This window comes from Rhodopseudomonas palustris HaA2 (assembly GCF_000013365.1).
In the GTDB taxonomy this organism is placed as follows: Bacteria; Pseudomonadota; Alphaproteobacteria; order Rhizobiales; family Xanthobacteraceae; genus Rhodopseudomonas; species Rhodopseudomonas palustris_J.
Genome location: NC_007778.1, coordinates 5,018,600 through 5,037,115 on the forward strand (window position 1 = coordinate 5,018,600; position 18,516 = coordinate 5,037,115).

The 18,516-nt window shown below is 64.8% G+C and carries 21 protein-coding genes and 1 pseudogene; 10 read left to right on the forward strand and 12 right to left on the reverse strand.

Annotated elements, in window-relative coordinates; genetic code table 11:
• The first annotated feature begins 2 nt into the window (after window positions 1-2).
• The 3 genes from RPB_RS22315 to RPB_RS22325 are packed head-to-tail and all read left to right on the forward strand — an operon-like array spanning window position 3 to window position 3,803.
• On the forward strand, window positions 3-1,748 hold the full coding sequence (locus RPB_RS22315) for a hydantoinase B/oxoprolinase family protein (RefSeq protein ID WP_011443299.1): 1,746 nt from the start codon (window positions 3-5) through the stop codon (window positions 1,746-1,748).
• Window positions 1,749-1,789: 41 nt separating this feature from the next.
• A complete protein-coding gene (locus RPB_RS22320; protein ID WP_011443300.1) occupies window positions 1,790-2,803 on the forward strand; it encodes a TIGR03619 family F420-dependent LLM class oxidoreductase in 1,014 nt (337 codons plus the stop codon).
• A 34-nt stretch (window positions 2,804-2,837) separates the two neighbouring features.
• Window positions 2,838-3,803 carry an LLM class flavin-dependent oxidoreductase gene (locus RPB_RS22325; protein WP_011443301.1) on the forward strand — a complete coding sequence of 322 codons (966 nt, stop codon included), beginning with the start codon at window positions 2,838-2,840 and terminating at the stop codon, window positions 3,801-3,803.
• Between the two features lie 5 nt (window positions 3,804-3,808).
• On the opposite strand, the gene RPB_RS22330 is transcribed toward RPB_RS22325, so the two are convergent.
• Window positions 3,809-4,591 carry an IclR family transcriptional regulator gene (locus tag RPB_RS22330; RefSeq protein WP_049824717.1) on the reverse strand — a complete coding sequence of 261 codons (783 nt, stop codon included), beginning with the start codon at window positions 4,589-4,591 and terminating at the stop codon, window positions 3,809-3,811.
• A 231-nt stretch (window positions 4,592-4,822) separates the two neighbouring features.
• Here RPB_RS22330 and RPB_RS22335 point away from each other — a divergent pair, with 231 nt between their 5' ends.
• Complete coding sequence (locus RPB_RS22335; RefSeq protein ID WP_011443303.1) at window positions 4,823-5,884, forward strand: threonine aldolase family protein; 1,062 nt, start codon at window positions 4,823-4,825, stop codon at window positions 5,882-5,884.
• Between the two features lie 64 nt (window positions 5,885-5,948).
• Window positions 5,949-7,085 carry an ABC transporter substrate-binding protein gene (locus tag RPB_RS22340; RefSeq protein ID WP_011443304.1) on the forward strand — a complete coding sequence of 379 codons (1,137 nt, stop codon included), beginning with the start codon at window positions 5,949-5,951 and terminating at the stop codon, window positions 7,083-7,085.
• Window positions 7,086-7,238: 153 nt separating this feature from the next.
• Here the strand turns inward: RPB_RS22340 and RPB_RS25300 are convergent, their stop codons facing one another.
• From RPB_RS25300 to RPB_RS22360, 5 genes are all read right to left on the reverse strand, one after another.
• Window positions 7,239-7,385 (reverse strand): hypothetical protein, encoded by a 147-nt coding sequence (locus RPB_RS25300; protein WP_245258278.1) that lies wholly within the window; start codon window positions 7,383-7,385, stop codon window positions 7,239-7,241.
• Window positions 7,386-7,391: 6 nt separating this feature from the next.
• Complete coding sequence (locus RPB_RS25305; RefSeq protein ID WP_245258279.1) at window positions 7,392-7,637, reverse strand: O-methyltransferase; 246 nt, start codon at window positions 7,635-7,637, stop codon at window positions 7,392-7,394.
• Window positions 7,638-8,159: 522 nt separating this feature from the next.
• Window positions 8,160-8,564, reverse strand: a complete 405-nt coding sequence (locus RPB_RS22350) for a type II toxin-antitoxin system VapC family toxin (protein WP_011443305.1) — start codon at window positions 8,562-8,564, stop codon at window positions 8,160-8,162.
• 2 nt (window positions 8,565-8,566) lie between these two features.
• Complete coding sequence (locus RPB_RS22355) at window positions 8,567-8,887, reverse strand: antitoxin (RefSeq protein ID WP_011443306.1); 321 nt, start codon at window positions 8,885-8,887, stop codon at window positions 8,567-8,569.
• 38 nt (window positions 8,888-8,925) lie between these two features.
• The gene (locus RPB_RS22360; RefSeq protein ID WP_041798425.1) at window positions 8,926-9,336 is read right to left on the reverse strand and encodes a type I restriction-modification enzyme R subunit C-terminal domain-containing protein; all 411 of its coding nucleotides are present in this window, start codon (window positions 9,334-9,336) and stop codon (window positions 8,926-8,928) included.
• A 701-nt stretch (window positions 9,337-10,037) separates the two neighbouring features.
• Here RPB_RS22360 and pufB (RPB_RS22365) point away from each other — a divergent pair.
• From pufB (RPB_RS22365) to RPB_RS22375, 3 genes and pseudogenes are all read left to right on the forward strand, one after another.
• Window positions 10,038-10,193 (forward strand): light-harvesting antenna LH1, beta subunit, encoded by a 156-nt coding sequence (pufB, locus tag RPB_RS22365; protein ID WP_011443307.1) that lies wholly within the window; start codon window positions 10,038-10,040, stop codon window positions 10,191-10,193.
• 12 nt (window positions 10,194-10,205) lie between these two features.
• Entirely contained in the window at window positions 10,206-10,403 is a 198-nt protein-coding gene (locus RPB_RS22370) for a light-harvesting protein (protein WP_011443308.1), read from the forward strand.
• 304 nt (window positions 10,404-10,707) lie between these two features.
• Window positions 10,708-11,109: pseudogene (locus tag RPB_RS22375) on the forward strand (response regulator); the annotation flags it as partial.
• Window positions 11,110-11,472: 363 nt separating this feature from the next.
• On the opposite strand, the gene RPB_RS22380 reads toward RPB_RS22375, so the two are convergent.
• From RPB_RS22380 to pufB (RPB_RS22405), 6 genes are all read right to left on the reverse strand, one after another.
• The gene (locus RPB_RS22380) at window positions 11,473-11,910 is read right to left on the reverse strand and encodes a hypothetical protein (protein WP_011443310.1); all 438 of its coding nucleotides are present in this window, start codon (window positions 11,908-11,910) and stop codon (window positions 11,473-11,475) included.
• Window positions 11,911-11,965: 55 nt separating this feature from the next.
• On the reverse strand, window positions 11,966-12,166 hold the full coding sequence (locus tag RPB_RS22385; RefSeq protein ID WP_011443311.1) for a hypothetical protein: 201 nt from the start codon (window positions 12,164-12,166) through the stop codon (window positions 11,966-11,968).
• Between the two features lie 12 nt (window positions 12,167-12,178).
• Window positions 12,179-12,841, reverse strand: coding sequence for a hypothetical protein (locus tag RPB_RS22390; protein ID WP_011443312.1), 663 nt, complete (start codon window positions 12,839-12,841; stop codon window positions 12,179-12,181).
• Between the two features lie 43 nt (window positions 12,842-12,884).
• Window positions 12,885-14,306 (reverse strand): PucC family protein, encoded by a 1,422-nt coding sequence (locus tag RPB_RS22395; protein ID WP_011443313.1) that lies wholly within the window; start codon window positions 14,304-14,306, stop codon window positions 12,885-12,887.
• 186 nt (window positions 14,307-14,492) lie between these two features.
• The gene (locus RPB_RS22400) at window positions 14,493-14,672 is read right to left on the reverse strand and encodes a light-harvesting protein (protein WP_011443314.1); all 180 of its coding nucleotides are present in this window, start codon (window positions 14,670-14,672) and stop codon (window positions 14,493-14,495) included.
• A 12-nt stretch (window positions 14,673-14,684) separates the two neighbouring features.
• Complete coding sequence (gene pufB, locus RPB_RS22405; protein WP_011442910.1) at window positions 14,685-14,840, reverse strand: light-harvesting antenna LH1, beta subunit; 156 nt, start codon at window positions 14,838-14,840, stop codon at window positions 14,685-14,687.
• A 500-nt stretch (window positions 14,841-15,340) separates the two neighbouring features.
• On the opposite strand from pufB (RPB_RS22405), the gene RPB_RS22410 reads away from it, so the two are divergent.
• Both RPB_RS22410 and RPB_RS22415 read left to right on the forward strand, forming a co-directional pair.
• The gene (locus RPB_RS22410; RefSeq protein WP_011443315.1) at window positions 15,341-16,033 is read left to right on the forward strand and encodes a response regulator; all 693 of its coding nucleotides are present in this window, start codon (window positions 15,341-15,343) and stop codon (window positions 16,031-16,033) included.
• A gap of 196 nt (window positions 16,034-16,229) precedes the next feature.
• A complete protein-coding gene (locus tag RPB_RS22415) occupies window positions 16,230-18,506 on the forward strand; it encodes an ATP-binding protein (protein ID WP_011443316.1) in 2,277 nt (758 codons plus the stop codon).
• The last annotated feature ends 10 nt before the right edge of the window (window positions 18,507-18,516 follow it).

Consider the following 18,516-nt stretch of genomic DNA (forward strand, 5'->3'; position numbering starts at 1 on the left):
TCATGGACGTCCACGCCCCTCACGCCGATCCGATGAACGTGATCCATCAGCAGATCATGTGGGATCGCCTGATCTCCGTGGTCGAAGAACAGGCCCAGACGCTGATCCGGATCGGCTTCAGCACCTCGACCCGCGAAGCCGGCGACGTCTCGGCCGGCGTGTTCAACACCGCCGGTCACATGCTCGCGCAGGCCGTCACCGGCACGCCCGGCCACGTCAATTCGATGGCGCGCGCGGTGGTGCATTTCCTCGACAAGTTTCCCGCGACGACGATGCAGCCCGGCGACATCTTCATCACCAACGATCCGTGGAAGGGAACCGGCCATCTCCACGACTTCACGGTGGTGACGCCCGTCTTCCGCGCCGACCGGCTGGTCGCGCTGTTCGCCAGCACCTGCCACGTCATCGACATCGGCGGACGCGGCATGGGCCCGGACGCCCGCCAAGTGTTCGAGGAAGGCGTCTTCATCCCGATCATGCGCTTCGCCAGCGCCGCCGGCACCAACGAGACGCTGCTCGAGATCATCAAGGGCAATGTCCGGGAGCCCGTGCAGGTCGTCGGCGACCTCTATTCGCTGGCCGGCTGCAACGATGTCGGCGGCCGGCAGCTCCTGAAGATGATGGACGAATTCGGTATCGAGACTCTCGACCGTCTCGGCGATCACATTCTGGAACGGTCACGCGTCGCCACGCTGGAAGCGATCCGCGCGCTGCCGAAAGGTACGTTCCGCAACAGCATGCGCGTCGACGGCTACGACAGGCCGCTCGATCTGGTCGCGACGATGACGATCTCCGACGACGGCATCGATGTCGATTTCGCCGGCACCTCGCCGCCCTCGTCCTTCGGCATCAACGTGCCGTTCTGCTACACCGAGGCCTATGCGAGCTTCGGCGTGAAATGCATCATCGCACCGAAGATCCCGAACAACGAGGGCTCGCTCGCCTTGCTGCGCATGCGCGCACCGGCGGATTGCATCCTCAACGCGCAGCCGCCGCTGCCCGTCGCCACGCGCCATATCGTCGGACAGATGTTGCCCGATCTGGTGATCGGCTGCCTCGGCCAGGCGCTTCACGGCAACGTCCCGGCGGAAGGCACCTCCTGTCTTTGGAACCTGTTCGCCTTCGGCGGCTCCAGCCAGATCGACGCCGACTCCACCGAGATGATGCGGGCCCGCGTGTTCAACGTGATGTCGTTCCATTCCGGCGGCACCGGCGCGCGGCCGGGCAAGGACGGCCTGTCGGCCACCGCCTTCCCGAGCGGCGTGCGCAACGTGCCGGTGGAGGTCACCGAGGCGATGTCGCCGCTGCTGATCAAGCGCAAGGAATATCGCACCGACTCCGGCGGCCCCGGCCAATTCCGCGGCGGCCTCGGCCAGGTGATGGAAGTCGTCAGCCTCGACGACACCGCCTTCGCGATCTCCGCCAACTACGACCGCGTCGATTTCCCCGCCCGCGGCCGCGACGGCGGCGCCGACGGCAAGGCCGGCAAGATCTCGCTCGGCTCCGGCAGGCTGCTGAAGAGCAAGGGCCAGCAGACCATTCCGCGCGGCGAAGCCGTGCTGATCGAAATGCCCGGCGGCGGCGGCCTCGGCGATCCCTTCAGCCGCGATGCCGCGGCGGTCGCCGCGGACGTGCATCTCGGCATGGTGTCGCGCGAGGCCGCCGAGACGGCCTACGGCGTCGTGCTGCGCGGCGACCACTCCGTCGACGAAACCGCGACCGCCGCACGCCGCGGCCATCGCGCCTGATCCGATCCACACCGATTCCACATTCGCCGAGGAAACCGAAGATGAGCCTGATCCTGAGCGCCGGCCTGCCCACTGGAATGGAAGGCCTCACCTATCCGATCCCCTTCTCCACCCCGGAGACGCTGATCAAGATCGCCCAGCACGCCGAGAAGCTCGGCTATCACTCGGTCTGGGGCAACGACCACATGACCACGCAGCATTATGTGCGCGAGGAATTCCCGGTGCCGCCGCGGTTCTGGGAACCGCTGATGACCTACGCGTTCATCGCCGCGAACACCACGACGCTGCGCTTCGGCACCGGCATCCTCGTGCTGCCGATGCGCCGCGACATCGTGGTCGTCGCCAAGCAGATCGCGACGCTCGATCACTTCAGCAATGGCCGGCTCGAAATCGGCGTCGGCGTCGGCGCCTACAAGGAGGAATTCGACGCGCTCCGTCCCGAAGGCGGCGCCCATCGCGGCGACATGGTCGAGGAGGGCGTCAAGGCGCTGCAACTGCTGTTCAAGGACCGCGTCGCCTCGTTCGAGGGCAAGTACTACAACTACAAGGACGTCGAGTTCTTCCCGAAGCCGAAGCAGGCGCGGCTGCCGATCTATTTCGGCGGCAACAACGAGAACCACATCCGCCGCGTCGCGGAGACCGCGGACGGCTGGATCCCGGCCGGCATGCCGGCTGCCAAGCTCAAGAGCATGGCCGCGCGCATGATGGAGATGGTGGTGGCCAACGGTCGCGATCCCGCGCAGATTTCCGTCGCGCCGCAATTCATCGTCCACGGCGCCAGGAATCAGGAAGCCGCCGTCGCCCGCTACAAGCAGAGCCAAATGCACAAGCACCTCCTGTCGCTGTCGAAATCGACGCTCAAGGAGGAAGCCGGGCTGGCGATGGAGGACATCAACCTGATCGGCACGCCGGACGTGATTCTGGAGAAGATCGCAAAGCTGAAGGACGCCGGCGTCACCCATCTGCTCGGCATGTACTTCGCGGCGAACGACGTCCAGGAACTGCTGGACCAGATGCAATTCTTCGCCGAAGAGGTGATGCCGCGGATCGAGTGACACCGCGCATCGCGCATTTCCGGAAAGGCGCCCCATGACCAGCACGCTCGGCCTCTCTTTCGACGGCGGCGAGACCTCCGACTCATTTCGCGCGATGATCGAACTGGGCGATCGCGGCGGCGCCTCGACGGCCTGGCTCGCCTCGCATTTGTTCCAGCGCGAACCGATCTCCTCGGCTGCGATCGCACTCGGCGCCACCAGCCGGATCAGCATCGCCCTGATGGCGATGAGCCCGTATTCGGTGCATCCGCTCTACGCCACCATGGCCGCGGCGACGCTGGACGAGTATTTTCCCGGCCGCGTCAAACTTTGCTTCGGCGTCGGCGCGCCGCGCGATCTCGAAGCTGCGGGCCTCGTCGCCGAGCATCCGCTCGGCACCCTGCGCGAGGCGATCGCGCTGTCGCGTGCGCTGCTCGGCGGCGAAACGGTCGATTTCAAAGGTGAGCGCTTCAAGGTCTCGGGCCGACGGCTGTCGACCGGCGCGCGCGCCGTCCCGATCTATCTGGCCGCCTCGGGCCCGCAGATGCTCGAACTCGCCGGCGCCGCCGCCGACGGCGTGCTGATCAGCGCGGCGACCTCGCCGGCTTTCATCCGCTGGACGCTCGATCTCGTCCGCAAGGGCGAAGAGAAGGCCGGCCGGGTCATCAAGAAGACGGCGCTCGTCTATGTTTCGGCCGATGCCGACGAGACCACCGCCCGCGACCGCCTGCGCCGCACCCTCGGTTTCATCCTGCGCGGCCAGCACCATGCCCGCAATCTCGAACTCGCGGGCACGAAGCTCGACCAGGCCGCGCTCGCCGCGGCCTATGCGCGCGAAGACTGGGACGCGGTGAACGCGCTGGTGACGGACGACGTGGTGATGCGCCACAGCGCCAGCGGCACGCCGGAGCAGGTCCGTGCGGCGTTCGCGGCGTATGAGGATGTCGGCGTCGACGAGATCGTGGCGTCCGGCATGGGCACCCCCGCGGAGCTGCGGCAACTCCTCGAGGCGCTCGAATAGTTGCGTCAGCGCCCGCGGCCGCCGGATGGCGCCGACGGCGCCCCCATCTTGCGCGAGACGCTGTCGGCCGCCGACTTCACCAGCGCGTTGACGTGTTCGATCTCGCGCTTGGTCATCCCCTGTCGCGGCACTGCACCGCTGAGCGAGGCGATCACCTCGCCCGAAGCGTCCCGCACAGCGGCGCCGACCGAATAGACGTTGACCAGATTCTCCTCGTCGGAAATCGCGATCCCGGTCTCGCGGATCTCGCGCAACTCACCGAGCAGCGCGCGGAACGTCACCTTGGTCTTCTTCGTCAGCCGCTTGTAGGGTTCCTTGCCGAGCACCTCGGCGGCCTCCTTGTCGGGCAGCGCAGCGAGCATCACCTTGCCGAAGGCGGTGGAGTGAATCGCGGCGAGCGAGCCGGGCTGATTGTTGATCGCGATCGGGCCGTTGCTCTTGACGACCTTGAGATAGACCATCGCGCCGCCACGTAGCACGCCGAGGAAGCTGCTGATCTGATGCTGTTCGGCGAGTGCCACCAGTTCGGGCGTGCTGGCGCGGTCGAGATCGTTCTGCGACAGGAACGACGATCCGATGCGGAATGCGCGATAGCCGATGCGGTACTTCTGGGTGTCCGGGGCCTGCTCCGCGAGGCCCGTCGAGGCCAGCGTGCTCACCAGCCGATGCACGATGGTCGGCGACAACTCCATGCGCCGGGCGATCTCACGCACGCCGAGCGAACCGTTGTCGGACAGCAGCTGCAGGATATCGACCGCGCGTGCAACCGACTGACTTTCAGCACCCATCCCGACCATTCCGATAAACGTAACAGCGTTCATCTATAGCGACGGGGCGGCTGGATTCCAAGCCGAAAGCACGGCGTCTGCTCACCGCTTGTCGGCTCGTCCCGCAATCTGTGCAGCGTTCGATGGTTTCATGGGCAGTGCGTCGCTTGACAGGCCGGCGCCCGTCTTCTCTAATCTGTTTCGGAACGACGTTCTCTTAATCGGAACATTGGCAATGGCGTATCGGCCGTGATGGATTTTGCCAGCGACAACGCCGTCGGCGCGAGCCCGCGTGTGCTCGAGGCTCTCCTCGCGGCCAATGACGGCGCCGAGCCGGCCTATGGCCACGATTGCTACAGCCACCGCGCGCGCGCGCTGCTGAACGAGGTGTTCGAATGCGAGGTCTCCGCTTACTTCGTCGCGACCGGAACGGCGTCGAACGCGCTCGCGCTCGGCGCGATCACCCCGCCTTGGGGCGCGGTGTTCTGTCATCACCAGGCCCACATCGCCAATGACGAATGCGGCGCGCCGGAAATGTTCACCGCCGGCGCCAAACTGATCGGCGTCGACGGCGTGCAGGGCAAGATCGATCCGGCCGCCCTGCGCGACATCCTCAGCGGATTTCCCGCGGGCACGGTGCGGCAGGTGCAGCCGGCCTCGCTGTCGCTGTCGCAGGCGACCGAATGCGGCACTCTTTACGACTGCGGCGAGATCGCCGAACTCGCCGCCATCGCCCACGATCGCGGCCTGGCGGTGCATATGGACGGCGCGCGCTTCGCCAATGCGCTGGTCGCGATCGGATGCACGGCGGCCGAGATGAGCCGGAAGGCCGGCATCGACGTCCTCTCCTTCGGCGCCACCAAGAACGGCGCTTTGGCCTGCGAGGCCGTGATCTTCTTCGACGAGGCGAAGGCCGCGGCGTTCGCCTATCAGTGCAAGCGCGCCGGACACGTCCTGTCCAAGGGGCGGATGCTCGGCGCGCAGATGGCGGCCTATCTCGCCGGCGGACACTGGCTCGACCTCGCGCGGCTGGCCAACCGGCGCGCCGCCGAATTGTCGGACGGCCTCACCAAGGTGCCTGGCGTGCGGCTGGCTTTCGAGCCGCGCGGCAATCAGCTCTTTGCCGCGCTGCCCCGTCCGGTCGATGCGGCGCTCAGGAAGGCCGGCGCGCGCTACTACGAATGGGGCGACCGCGGCTTCGGGCGGATGCTGACGCTCGGGACGAACGACGTTCTGGTTCGGCTGGTGACGTCCTTCGCGACCTCGGCCGACGACGTCCGCGCCTTCGTGAGCGCCGCCCGGGGCGCGGCGTGAGCACGACGCGAAACGAACATTGCTGTTGCTGTAACCTGAACCCGTAGTCGAGAGAGGCACGACGATGCTGATGAAGAGATTGATGGTGGCGATCGGGCTTGCGCTCGCTGCGCCGGTGGCGGCCGATGCGCAGAACATCGTGATCGGCGCCAGCATCCCCGATACCGGGCCGGCCGCCGCGCCCGCGATATGGCAGCGGTGGGGTTACCAGCTGGCGCTCGACGAGGCCAATGCGGCGGGCGGCGTGCTCGGCAAGAAAGTCGAGATGCTCGCCTACGACAACCGCTGCAATCCGTCCGAAGCGGTGAACGTCGCCAACAAGCTGATCGAGGCCAAAGTCGTCGCCATCGTCGGCGCGCATTGTTCGTCGGCGACGCTCGCCACGATGCCGTTGATCGCCGCGGCGAAGATTCCGCTGGTGGACGGCATCGCGTCGAGCCCGAAGATCACCGATCTGTCCGGCGTCGGCGGCAACGAATGGACGTTCCGCATCAACCCCTCCGACGACGACATGATGAACGCGCTCGGCATCTATCTGAGCGGCAGCTCGAAGATCAAGCGTGTGGCCATATTGGGCGAGGACACCGACTTCGGACGCGGCGGCGCCGCGGCCTTCGCGGCGGTCGCCAAGAAGCACGGACTCGAGGTGATCTCGACCGACTTCCACCCGCAGAGCTATCCGGACTTCACCGCGCTGCTGACGCGTATCCAGCAGAGCAAGCCGGACGCGATCGCGATCTTCCAGCTCGCCGGCGATCAGCTCAACTTCCTGCGCAATGCGATGCAGCTCGGCGTGCGGATTCCGTTCATCGGCCGTTTCGACCCCGGCGGCAACAATCTGCAGATCATCCAGGCCGGCGGCATGGAGGGTTCGATCACCGCGTGGACCTACAGCTATCTGGTCGATACGGCCGCCAACAAGGCCTTCGCCGCGGAGATCGAGAAGCGCCACAAGACAACGCCGGTGCTGCAGACCTGGGCCGGCTACGACGCCATGCGCCTGCTGCTGGCGGCGATCAAGAACGCCGGCGCGACCGACCCGACGGCGATCCGCGACGCGATCAAGAAGATCGAGTTCACCAACGTCATGGGGGCCAAAGTCACCTTCGACGACCACAACCAGGGTGGCAAGGTCGTGCTGATCGAAGGCGTGGCCGACAAGAAGGTCAAGATCCTGAAGGAAGTCTCGCTGGCGAACTGACCGGCCCCCGACGCTCGGAGCCCGGCCGGAAAAGTGCCTCGCATTTTTCCGCCGGCCTCCGCCCGCGCAGCAGATCAATCTGCGGGCCATTCCAGCTTCAATTCCGACGGACTACGCCGCGAGACGCAGCCGCCCATCGGCCGCGCCGCAGCGTCACCCGACCCGCACGGTGAATTCGTTGCCGCGACCTTCGTCGATGTCGAGCGACCGGGAGAAATAACCATTGGCGGGCGTGCGGACGTAGTCGAGATAATCCTGCGCAAAGGCGTTCTCCCCGAGGATCACCGCGCCGGGCGTCAACCGTGGCTAGATCATTTTGAGCACCGGCAGATACAGCGAAAACGCGCCGTCGATCGATAGAACATCGACTTCGCCGCCGACGTCCGCGAGCGTGTCGAGCGCATCGCCCTCGCGGATCTCGACCAGATCGGCAAGCCCCGCCGCTTCGAGATGCGCCCGCGCCCGCGTCACTTTCGTGGATTCGAGCTCGGAGCCGATCAGCTTGCCGCCGCCATTGTCGCGAAGCGCAGCCGCAAGGTAGATCCGTCGCACCGGAGGTCTCGACCTGCGCCATCATCCTGGTCATCAGGTCGCGATCGGCCGCGTCGGCGTCGGCATGGAGTTTGTCGAGCGTCTGTGCGACGCGCTCGCTGCTCAGCACGGTCATGAAAGTCCCTTTCGGTGATGCCGAGATCGCTTCGGCCGCGACCCTCGGTATGCGTAAAGGGAGACCGCATTGGCGTCATTACGAAGTCTGGATAGATAATTATCCATTTTCGCCAAGCGCCATGGTAGATTGAACGATGCCCATTCTCACCGACAGCTCCGTTGCGTCCGACTGGATCGAGCCCGACGAGGTCACGCGCCCGGTCGTCACCTATGGCATGGCGTCGAACAGGGTCGGTTCGTTCGAGATCGACATGCACTGCCATACCAAAGCGCAGGCGACTGTTGCGTATCGGACGACTGCCGACTTTCTTCCGCCAACGCAACGCGACAATCCATTACGCCACCACCAGTTCAACTCATCCAACAGGTCGGGCCCGCGTGCGCGATCAGCGCACGCTCAACCCGTCACGCCGCCCAATCGGTCACCATAAGCCCGGGCACGCGTTCGAACTCCCGCCGGTTGGCGGTGACCAGGATCGCGCCGCGGGCGCGCGCCTGCGCGGCGATGAGCACATCATAGAAACCGATCGGCACGCCTTGCACCTCGAGATTGGCCCGGATGTCGCCCGCCTCGGCTGCATCCTCCTCGCCGAACGGCAGAATGGTGACTCCGGGCGCGAGAAACTCACCCAGCAAGGCCTCCATCTGTACCCGCCGATGACTCTTGGCGTAGCCATAGCGCAATTCGAACAGCGCGATCACCGGCAAGGCGACGGGCACAACGCCGATGGTTTCCCGAAATCGCGCTTCTAGTTGGGGGGCACGGCCATTGATGATGCCGATGACAACATTCGTATCGAGGCAGATCATACTCAATCGATCCCGAAATCTTCGGGCTGGACCGACGGATCGTCCGGCATGCCATCGGCGAGGAAATCTCGCGCGCCGAGTGCATCCAGCCGCGCGCGCCAAGCGGCGTAATCGAACGGTTTCTTCTCCATCGGCTCCAGGATCACCTTGTCGCCGACCCGGCGGACGCGCACCTCGGTGCCCTCGAAGCGGAACTCCTTGGGCAGCCGCACGGCCTGGCTGCGGCCATGCATGAAAAGCTTCGCGGTCGCCGGCGCGTCCGGTCCGGGCGCTCCCTTGGCGTTGCGACGTGCAGTGCCGGACTTGCTGGCGGGTGAAGACATCGGCGGCCCTCAAGATTGGTATTCACCATTGATATCTATCATGCGACCAGCGCATCGGTCAATTCGTCCAGAAGGCCGGGCAGCCGCGCACCGAACAGCGCCCGCGCCTTGACGATACCGCCGCGCGCAGAAAACTCCGGGGCATCCATCATGTCTTCGGGGCGGATTTCGATGTTGACGCCGACATGATCGCGGATCGCCGTCAGCCAGGCCCGTTGCTCATCCGTATAGCTTCGCCCGGCCTTCTCCTCGCGGCCGAGCCAGAGGTTGAACCGGCCGGCCACGACCGAGGGCAAGGAGTCCAGCGACTCAGCCTCGCCGAGGGCGTAGCGCACCAGCATGACGATGTCAGCAAGCGTGCCGGCGACCAGGCGTTCGGTGTCGGCCCGCGAGGTCTCGAACGCCGATGCTTCCTCGTCCTCCTGGGGCAGCTCCTTGCCGGTCAGCATTGCGCGATGGCTTGCCGCCAACGGCCCGCCACGCGCATCTGCGCATTCACTCCGTTTGCTCGGCGCGTTTGCAAACCTTGTCGGTTCTTACGACGACGCCGATCTCCGTGCCGCACTTGGGACAGACCAGTTCGAGAACCTCATAGCCCGGGCGCAGTGGACTGTTCAGCAAGCTCTTGATAGCTTGACACAAGTCGCAACATTCTTTGTCTCGCATCAGTCGATCCAGAATTGTGACGAACTCGCATACGGCAATTTGAATGATCCTTCGATTGGGGAAATCCTGACGACGAGATCTGCTTCAGATTCCTGCCGCTCGACGTCGGTCGTCGCGCGCCGTTGCGAAGGTCGATGCCGCCGCAGGCGTCTCGGGGCCGATTGAAGCGGGATATCCTGACGTTGTTTCGTCGTTTCAGGGATCAAACGGACCGTCGGACAGCGCGTTCCCAAATTGACCGAGGAACGCAGCCGGTTAGTCTCGCGTTACTCTCTGAGTTGGGCCGGCGTCGGCGCGATCACCTCAGTCGCACTGGCGGAGTCCGCAATCACGCTCGAAGGTAAGTTCGGGCGAGACCATCCGGATTCCGCGCCAGTTCCGATCAGAAGCGACTTGCCGCGACCGTGGTTCGGCCGCTGCGAGTATCAATCGAGCGGCTGCGCGTGGCGCGACGCTCCAGAGTTCTATTTTTTGGGAGTTTGGAATGGCAGAAGATCTGAACAAGGTTTGGCCGACCGGCCTGACGATCGCGGAGTCGGAAGAACTCCACAAGCACGTGATCGACGGAACGCGCGTGTTCGGCGCGATCGCGATCATCGCTCACTTCCTGGCGTATGTTTATTCGCCCTGGCTGCACTGAGGAGTATCGATCATGAATCAAGGTAAACTCTGGACCGTCGTCAATCCCACCGTCGGCCTGCCGCTGCTTCTCGGCGGCGTGGCGACCATGGCGTTTCTCGTGCACTTCGCCGTGCTCCAAAACACGACTTGGGTGTCGGCGTTCATGAACGGCAAGGTCGTCGCGGCTGCGCCGGCCCCCGCCGCTCCCGCGGCCCCCGCCAAGAAGTAGACACCTCCCGGAAGCGGCGGCCTTTTCCGAGGACGCCGCTTCCTCTTCGCTATGGTTGCCGTCACGGCGACGATCTAGGCTCAAGCCGCACTGCCGTGAGCAGGACCTCCGCACCAGCCGTCGCGTTCTGTCGAACGGTCGCATGGTCGAGGCTTCGAGCCGAGCGGCACGGGATTTCGTGTTCACACGACGTCCTCACGATCGCCTCATCCAGTGATTGGACTACGGCGATGCCGCTAGGCGCATCCTTCGTAGCCGTGCAAATCTATCTTGCCATTTCTTCGCTCCGTCGGGACCATGAACCATGGATGGTCGAACAACACCCCGCCTGCGCGTCTTCCTGGCCGACGACCACCCGCTCGTGCTCCGCGGCATGAAGATGCTGATCGGGAACGACGCCGGCCTGGAACTCGTCGGCGACGCCTCCGACGGACCGAGCGCACTCCAGCGCGCGATCGAATTGAAGCCGGATGTCGCGGTCCTCGACCTGTGGATGCCGGGTCTCAGAGGGCTGGATGTCGCCCGCCAGTTTCTGTCGATCTGCCCGACATCCCGCGTGCTGGTGCTGACGGTCCACGAAGACGCGGCCTATCTGCGCAAGGTCCTGCAATGTGGCGTGACCGGCTACATTCTCAAACGCTCGGCGACCGACGAGCTCGCTCGCGGCATCCACGCGGTGGCGGCCGGAGGTCTTTATCTGGATCCGCACTTCCTGGCCGACAGGACCGACGGGGAGTTGATTCTCCGGCAGTCGGCCCGGCGGGTGGGACTCAACCTCTTCATCGAGACCGTCGACAATCTGAAGCGGAACAGCATCCACTAGCGCGAGTCGCGGCGTGGTCGGCACATCGCCCTTCGGCAGGCCCGGCGAGCCGCTGTCCTGTCATTGTGGAAGCGTTCGCATGGCGACGCTAACGGCCTTCGCCGGAGTCGTTCGTTTCGTCGTTCGTTGCGGACGGAGCAGCCACGACACGCCGACGTCTCCCCGAACCTTCGGGGAGACGTCGGCGCAATGGAGTAACCTGGGAGGTGCGAGCCGGGCGTGACGTTCCCGGCTCGTTGGGTCCAGTTACTTCAAGAGTGTCGGCAGACCGAACAGCGACGAGAACGGTGTCGGCCGGTCGATCAGCAGGGGGCGGCCCGAGAACGACCGATAGGCCCCCTTCTGCTGGAGGATCAGCGGCGTTCCGGACATCGACTTGTAGAGTCCGGAAGTTCCGATGAGGAGCGGCATTCCCGAGAACGATCGATAGGCCCCGTTCTGGCTCAGAAGCAGGGGTGTTCCCGAGAACGATCTGTACGGTCCGGTCGTATTGATCAGCAGCGGCGTCCCCGAGAACGAATAGTACGATTTCAGGGCCGGGAGCAGGATCAGCGAGCCGGAATACGAATGGTACTCGCCTTTCTGCGCGATGATCAGCGGGGTTCCGGAATACGATTGATAGGAGCCCGACGTGTTCAGGAGCAACGGCGTTCCGGAGAGCGATCGATATTGTTCGTTCGACATCGAACTTCCTTTCGGCGAACGGCTGTGGCCATCCGCCTGTGATGGGGACGGTCCACTAGTCCCAGAGATTGAGCAGCAGCGGATAGCCGGAGAACGACTTGTACTCGCCTTCCTGCTTCAGCAGCAGCGGCATGCCGGAGAACGACTGGTATTCGCCCTCCTGCTTCAGCAGCAGCGGCGTGCCGGAGAAGCTCTGGTACTCGCCCTTCTGCTCGAGAATCAGCGGCGTGCCGGAGTGTCCTTTGTATTCGCTCATGGTCAAATTCCTTTACTTGGAGAGCACTGGCAGGCCCAGCCAGGAGGAGAAGATGGTCGGATTGTTGAGCAGCAGCGGCTCGCCCGAATAGGATTTGTACGGACCGCTGTCGTCCAGCAACAGAGGAGTCCCCGAGAAGGACTTGTAGGGACCGCTGCTGTCGAGCAGCAGCGGCGTTCCGGAAAACGACTGGTATGGGCCCTTGCTGCTGATCACAAGCGGCGTTCCGGAGAACGTCTTGTCGCTGTCGACGAGCAGCCAGTCGCCGGAATAGGATTTGTACTTGCCCGAGGTGTCGAGCAGAGTCTTGGCGTGAATCATGTTGGAGAACGGCGTCGCTTCGCTCATCTCCATGGCGGCCGAGGCCGACGATTGCACGCTGATCTTGTTCGGACCGTAGCTGTCGAGGATCGTCGTCGCCTTGGCGGCGAAGCCGAATTCGGCCTGAACCGCGACCACGACGGCGCCCTTCTTGACGTAGTCGGCATAGGTCCGGGCGTCGCCGCGCGACACGTAAGCCCGGCCCATCGCCGCGATGATGTCGTCCACCGAACTCGACTTGCCGGCCTGAGTGCCGGTGACGACGGCATATTTGTAGTTGTTCGTCTTCAGGTCGGTTTCCAACGCAGCGAGCTTGCTGCTGGAATCGTACAACCGGGTGACAATCTGGGTCATAGTTACTCCGTTTCAGTCTCAGGGCGGAGAGAGCCGCCCTGCATCAGTTCAGTTGTCCCTGCATCAACAATGTGTCCCGTCGCTTGATCAGCGGGACCATCGTCACGAGCGTCGCCAGCAACAGCAGCAGCTCGAGGCCGTAGACGGCGTTGTAGCCGGCGGCCGGGCCGAACTGCGGAGCGAACGCCGTCACGACATCCCGGATGATGCCGCCCAGCGCGATCGCCACGCCGGCCGCGGAGGCCTGCACCGCGCCCCAGGCGCCGAGCGCGAGGCCGGCCTGGTCCTTCGGCGCGGCGTTCATCGTCGCGGTCAGCGTGCCGTGGCCGAACAGGCCGGCGCCGAAGCCGATCAGCGCGGTACCGCAGCCGAATGTCAGCACCGACGCGGCGCCCTGCAGTTCGGCGGCGAAGATCACCGCGAGGAAGGCCGGGATTCCGACCAGCGAGCCGAAGCTCGCCATCCGGAACGGATCGGCGCCGCGGCTCAGCACCCGCGAGGCGAGGCCGAAGCCGAGCAGACCGCCGACCGCGAGCGCCGCGGTGAGCTTGGTGGTGTCGCCGACCGACATCGACAGGATCTGGCCGCCATAGGGTTCGAGCAGCACGTCCGCCATGCTGAACGCCATGGTGCCGAAGCCGACCGCGATCAGCCGGCGCATCGCGTCCTTGCCCTGGATGAAGACGTCCCAGGATTCGCGGAAGCTCGCGGAGGGCGCGCCGGGATGCGCGGTCGCCTGCGTCGCGCCGGAGGTGCGCCGCGCTTCCTGCTTCCAGACGGCGATGCCGTTGAGAACGATGGTGACGACGGCCGAGCCCTGGATCACCTGAATCAGGCGGCCGGGCGAAAAATCAGCGAGCAGCATGCCGAACACGATCGCCGCGGCGATCATGCCGAACATCAGCATGGTGTACATCAGGCCGACGACCTTCGGCCGCGATTCCGGCGAGGCGAGGTCGGTGGCGAGCGCGAGGCCGACGGTCTGGGTGGTGTGCACGCCGGCGCCGATCAGCAGGAACGCCAGCGCCGCGCCGAATTGTCCGATCCACACCGGGGCGTTGCCCGCATCGCCGCTGCCGGACAGCACCAGGAGCGCGAACGGCAGGATCGCCAGGCCGCCAAATTGCACCAGCGTGCCCTTATAGAGGAAGGGAACGCGGCGCCAGCCGAGCACGGATTTGTGGACGTCGGATTTGAAACCGATCAGCGCGCGGAACGGCGCAAACAGCAACGGCAGCGACACCATCACGCCGACGATCGAGGCCGGCACGTTGAGTTCGACGATCATCACGCGGTTCAAAGTGCCGACCAGCAGCACCAGCGACATGCCCACCGCCACCTGAAACAGCGACAGGCGCAGCAACCGCGACAGCGGCAGATCCGGCGTCGCCGCATCCGCGAACGGCAGAAAGCGAGACCCCAAGGAGGCCCACAGCTTCATCGCTTTTTGGCTGACGGGGTTCATCGTCTTGGGTCCAAAGTCTTGGGTCCAAAGCGGGGGACAGGGATGGTCGACACTGTCTCCGATACAAACTCGCCGCCGCGCTCTCCGGCATGCGAGGGGCGGTCCGGCTTCTCTGCCGGCTCCGCCGCTGGACAACCGGCCGGGACCCATGGGTCCCGGCCAGCCGAACAGCAACAGACGCTGTTATCAGCCGATGGAGATCGAGCTCTCGATCGCCGCGGTCTTGCCGTTCATGAACTTCGCGACCCAGGTGGTGTGGGTGAGGACGGCGAAGTGAACCAGCACAACCATCACGGCAACGCTGCCGAGCAGCAGGGGAAGGCCGACGGTCGGCTTGACCACAGTCCAGATTCTACCTTGATTCATTGTCGATACTCCTTATTTCAGCCAGGGCGAGTAAACATACGCCAGGAAGTGCGCGACGATCGCGATCGCGCCGAAGATGCGCGTACCGTCGATGACGTGCTTGTGGAGTTCTTCCGACTCCGCGATCGTCAGGCCAGTCGGCCAGACCTTGTTGGGATCGTCTGCCATAGTGAAACCTCCTAAGAGACTTACGATTAGTTCCGTGCTGAACCTGCACGTAGGTCGTTTCGCCGCGGCCTCGAACGCGAGTTCGTGTGGTCGCAGCACTGTCCTTGCCTTGCCTCGACAGTTGCGCCTTCGCCCAAAACGGCTGAAAGGGGTGAATGCGCAGTGCCGATGCGAGGCGGTGCCAGATTTCCTGTTGGATAGTCGCCGGGAGACGTCTCCGCTCCCAGTGACTGTAAAATCAACTTGACACACGAGTTAGTCAATTTGTGTTGACAGAAGCGCGGCGTCCGTATCTTGCTGGAGTAGTCGGTACAGCGGTCAGGTTTTCCTGACGCCGGGAATTGATTTGGGCCAAGCCCATAATCCGACGACCGGCGTAGTCACGAGGCGAGCTGGTCGGGCCCTACAGCATCGGAACGCGGGTCCTGCAATGCAGTCGGCCGAAATCGTGCGGTCGCTCGAGGAGGCAGCCAAGCTGTGTGGGTTTGGCTGTGTGAACGATGGACGCGAAATCACCGAACCCACCCCATGGCTCACGTTTGCGGATCTTTCTCGCCGACGATCATCCGATTGTTCTGAGTGGGATGAAGATGCTCGTCGCCGAAGATCCCGAACTCGAGCTGGTCGGCGAGGCCAATGACGGACCCAAGGCGCTGCGGCGCGCCATCGAGCTGAGGCCCGACGTCGCGGTGTTCGATCTGTCGATGCCGGGCATGAACGGAATTGACGTCACCGAGAAGTACCTCGAGGCGCAGCCGAAGGCGCGCGTGCTCGTCCTATCGGTGCACGAGGATGGTGCTTATCTGCGGCGGCTGCTCAAAATGGGCGTCGGCGGCTACATCCTCAAGCGCTCGGCGACCGACGAACTGATCCGCGGCATCCACGCCGTCGCAGCCGGCGGGTTGTATCTCGATCCGGCGATCGCGGGGCGCGCCATCGGTCGGGGCGTCCAGCAGGTGTCCATCGACAGCGAAACCAGCCCGATCTCGGAGCTCAGCACCCGCGAGCTGGAAGTCCTGCGGCTGGCCTCTGTCGGCCACAGCAACAAGGTGATCTCCGCCAAACTCCAGGTCGGTTCCAAGAGCGTCGAGACCTACAAGGCGCGCGCCATGGACAAACTCGGTTTCACCAACCGGGTCGAGTTGATCCGCTTCGCTCTCAGCATGGGCTGGCTGGAGAGCGCGGAGCCGTGACGGTGGCTCCTGCGCGATAGTCTGTCCCCGGACCTCGGGCTCCTGCAACCGATGCCGACCCTTGATCTATCGCAACATCGATGGGAGCCATCGGCGCAAGGCTTGCTTCATCGTTCCAAGGACCCGGCCGCGCCCGCGGTCGCGGCCGATTCTCGAGATCGGTCGATCCGGACCAGCAAGTGCACGTGAGTTGGGCATGAATTCGGCTGCCGGTGACGTCGACCTGACGAACTGTGACCGCGAGCCGATACACATTCCCGGGTCCATCCAGCCGCATGGACTATTGATCGCGTTCAACGATGATCTGCGGGCGGTTGCCGTCAGTTCCAACATCGCGACCTTCGCCGACCTCGGCCCGGACGATCTGCTCGGCAGATCGCTCGCCGAGGCACTCGACGCCGACAGCCAGGCGCGGCTCCGCAGCGCCATGCGTGAGCCGGTCGATGCCAGCGGTTCGCCGGTCGCCATCCGGCTGCGCCGGCGCGACGCCGAGTTCACCGGCCTCTGGCATCGCCACGGCGGGTTGACGTTTCTCGAACTCGAAGTACCACGGCACGAGGCGGCGGAGTCGCACGCGTTCTTCTGCCGGACCAGCGGCGCGATCAAGCGCCTGCAGGCGGCGCAGAGCCTGGAAGGCGCCTGCAGCGCTGCGGCGCGCGAAGTGCGCGAGATCACCGAATTCGATCGGGTCAAGATCTACCGCTTCGCGCCCGACTTCAGCGGCGAAGTGATCGCGGAGGACCGTACCGAAGGCGTCGAGTCGTTTCTCGGGCTGCACTTTCCGCCGTCGGATATCCCGGCGCAGGCGCGCAGGCTCTACGCCACCAATCCGATCCGGATCATTCCCGATATCGACTACATCCCCGTTCCGATCGTGCCCGGCCACGATCCGTCCACCGGGCAGGCGATCGATCTGAGTTTTGCCGTGCTGCGGAGCGTTTCGCCGATCCATCTCGAATATATGCGCAATATCGGCATGCGCGGCACGATGTCGGTCTCGATCCTCCGCGGCGACAAGCTGTGGGGGCTGATCGCGTGCCACAACCGGCAGCCGCGCTACGTCGGCCACGACGCTCGCCAGGCTTGCGACATGGTCGCACAGGTGCTGGCATGGCAGGTCGGCGTGATGGAGGAGCAGGCTGCGACCCGCCAGACCCTGAAGGGAAAGGCGATCCAGCGCAGCCTGATCAGCGACATCGAACAATTGCACGACCATCGCGCGGGTCTGGTGCGCAACAGCGAAGCCCTGCTCGAATTGATGGGGGCGTCCGGCCTGTGCCTGTTCGGACGCGAAGGCATCACCTCGATCGGCCGCACGCCACCCGAAGCGGCGATCGAGATGCTGGCCGGTCTGGTCGGGCGCAATGACAGCGCCGAGCTGTTCGCGACCGATCAGCTGTCCACCCTGTTTCCGGAGGCCAAAGCCTTCGCCGACGTCGCCAGCGGGGTGCTCGCCGTTCCGCTGTCGCGCACGACGCCGCGGCGGGTGATGCTGTGGTTTCGCCCGGAAGTGTCGCAGACCGTCTATTGGGCCGGCAATCCCGACAAATCGGTCAGGGCGGAGTCCGGGCGATTGCGGCCACGGACATCGTTCGTCGCCTGGACCGAGGAAACCAGCGGGCGCGCGTTGCCCTGGCAGCCGCATGAAATCGCGGCCGCGGTCGAGATCAGGGATCTGGTCATCGACGTGATCCTGCGCAACACCGAGAAGCTCGAACGCGTGAACACTCAGCTCGCGCGCAGCAATGAAGAACTCGAGGCTTTCGCCAACGTGGCCTCGCACGACATCAAGGAGCCTCTGCGTCACATCGAGGCCTTCGCCGGACTGCTCGGCGAGTCGATCCGCGAGATGGGCGACGAGCGCCTCGGCCTGATGGTCAGCGGCATCGAAAAGTCGTCGCAGCGGCTGCGCATTCTGATCAACGACCTCGCCGAATTCTCGCAGCTCGGCCGCCGCTCCAAGCCGCTCGCACAGACGTCTTTGATGGAAGTCGCCCAGGACGTCGCCACCGATCTGCATCAGCGGATCGAAGAGGCGGCGGCGGTCGTGGGGATCGAACAGCTCCCGGTCGCGCAATGCGATCGCAACCAGATGCGGCAGGTTCTACAGAATCTGTTGTCGAACGCATTGAAGTATCGGCATCCCGGCCGACCCTGCCGAATTCGCGTGTACGCCGAGCAGCGCAGCGCGGAGGAGCCTCGCGGGGAGGTCGGCAGGGCGGCCGCCTCCACACGGATCTGCGTCAGCGACAACGGCATCGGCTTCGACCCGAAATACGCCGAGCAGATCTTCGAGCCGTTTCAGCGTCTCCATGGCCCCGACGACTACGAGGGCAGCGGCATCGGGCTCGCGATCTGCCGCAAGATCGTGCAGCGGCACGGAGGCCAGGTCGGCGTCGACACGATCCCCGGTTCTGGCTCCACCTTCTGGTTCACGCTGCCGATTGCGGTCGCCCTGTCGGCCACGCCTTGAACCGGACACC

What these genes read in the sequence shown, in the direction of transcription:
- RPB_RS22315 (WP_011443299.1), top strand. Translation starts at nt 3, where the DNA reads ATGGACGTCCACGCCCCTCACGCCGATCCGATGAACGTGATCCATCAG.
- RPB_RS22320 (WP_011443300.1), top strand. Translation starts at nt 1,790, where the DNA reads ATGAGCCTGATCCTGAGCGCCGGCCTGCCCACTGGAATGGAAGGCCTC.
- RPB_RS22325 (WP_011443301.1), top strand. Translation starts at nt 2,838, where the DNA reads ATGACCAGCACGCTCGGCCTCTCTTTCGACGGCGGCGAGACCTCCGAC.
- RPB_RS22330 (WP_049824717.1), bottom strand. Translation starts at nt 4,591, where the DNA reads ATGGGTGCTGAAAGTCAGTCGGTTGCACGCGCGGTCGATATCCTGCAG.
- RPB_RS22335 (WP_011443303.1), top strand. Translation starts at nt 4,823, where the DNA reads ATGGATTTTGCCAGCGACAACGCCGTCGGCGCGAGCCCGCGTGTGCTC.
- RPB_RS22340 (WP_011443304.1), top strand. Translation starts at nt 5,949, where the DNA reads ATGCTGATGAAGAGATTGATGGTGGCGATCGGGCTTGCGCTCGCTGCG.
- RPB_RS22350 (WP_011443305.1), bottom strand. Translation starts at nt 8,564, where the DNA reads ATGATCTGCCTCGATACGAATGTTGTCATCGGCATCATCAATGGCCGT.
- RPB_RS22355 (WP_011443306.1), bottom strand. Translation starts at nt 8,887, where the DNA reads ATGTCTTCACCCGCCAGCAAGTCCGGCACTGCACGTCGCAACGCCAAG.
- RPB_RS22360 (WP_041798425.1), bottom strand. Translation starts at nt 9,336, where the DNA reads ATGCTGACCGGCAAGGAGCTGCCCCAGGAGGACGAGGAAGCATCGGCG.
- pufB (WP_011443307.1), top strand. Translation starts at nt 10,038, where the DNA reads ATGGCAGAAGATCTGAACAAGGTTTGGCCGACCGGCCTGACGATCGCG.
- RPB_RS22370 (WP_011443308.1), top strand. Translation starts at nt 10,206, where the DNA reads ATGAATCAAGGTAAACTCTGGACCGTCGTCAATCCCACCGTCGGCCTG.
- RPB_RS22380 (WP_011443310.1), bottom strand. Translation starts at nt 11,910, where the DNA reads ATGTCGAACGAACAATATCGATCGCTCTCCGGAACGCCGTTGCTCCTG.
- RPB_RS22385 (WP_011443311.1), bottom strand. Translation starts at nt 12,166, where the DNA reads ATGAGCGAATACAAAGGACACTCCGGCACGCCGCTGATTCTCGAGCAG.
- RPB_RS22390 (WP_011443312.1), bottom strand. Translation starts at nt 12,841, where the DNA reads ATGACCCAGATTGTCACCCGGTTGTACGATTCCAGCAGCAAGCTCGCT.
- RPB_RS22395 (WP_011443313.1), bottom strand. Translation starts at nt 14,306, where the DNA reads ATGAACCCCGTCAGCCAAAAAGCGATGAAGCTGTGGGCCTCCTTGGGG.
- RPB_RS22400 (WP_011443314.1), bottom strand. Translation starts at nt 14,672, where the DNA reads ATGAATCAAGGTAGAATCTGGACTGTGGTCAAGCCGACCGTCGGCCTT.
- pufB (WP_011442910.1), bottom strand. Translation starts at nt 14,840, where the DNA reads ATGGCAGACGATCCCAACAAGGTCTGGCCGACTGGCCTGACGATCGCG.
- RPB_RS22410 (WP_011443315.1), top strand. Translation starts at nt 15,341, where the DNA reads ATGGACGCGAAATCACCGAACCCACCCCATGGCTCACGTTTGCGGATC.
- RPB_RS22415 (WP_011443316.1), top strand. Translation starts at nt 16,230, where the DNA reads ATGAATTCGGCTGCCGGTGACGTCGACCTGACGAACTGTGACCGCGAG.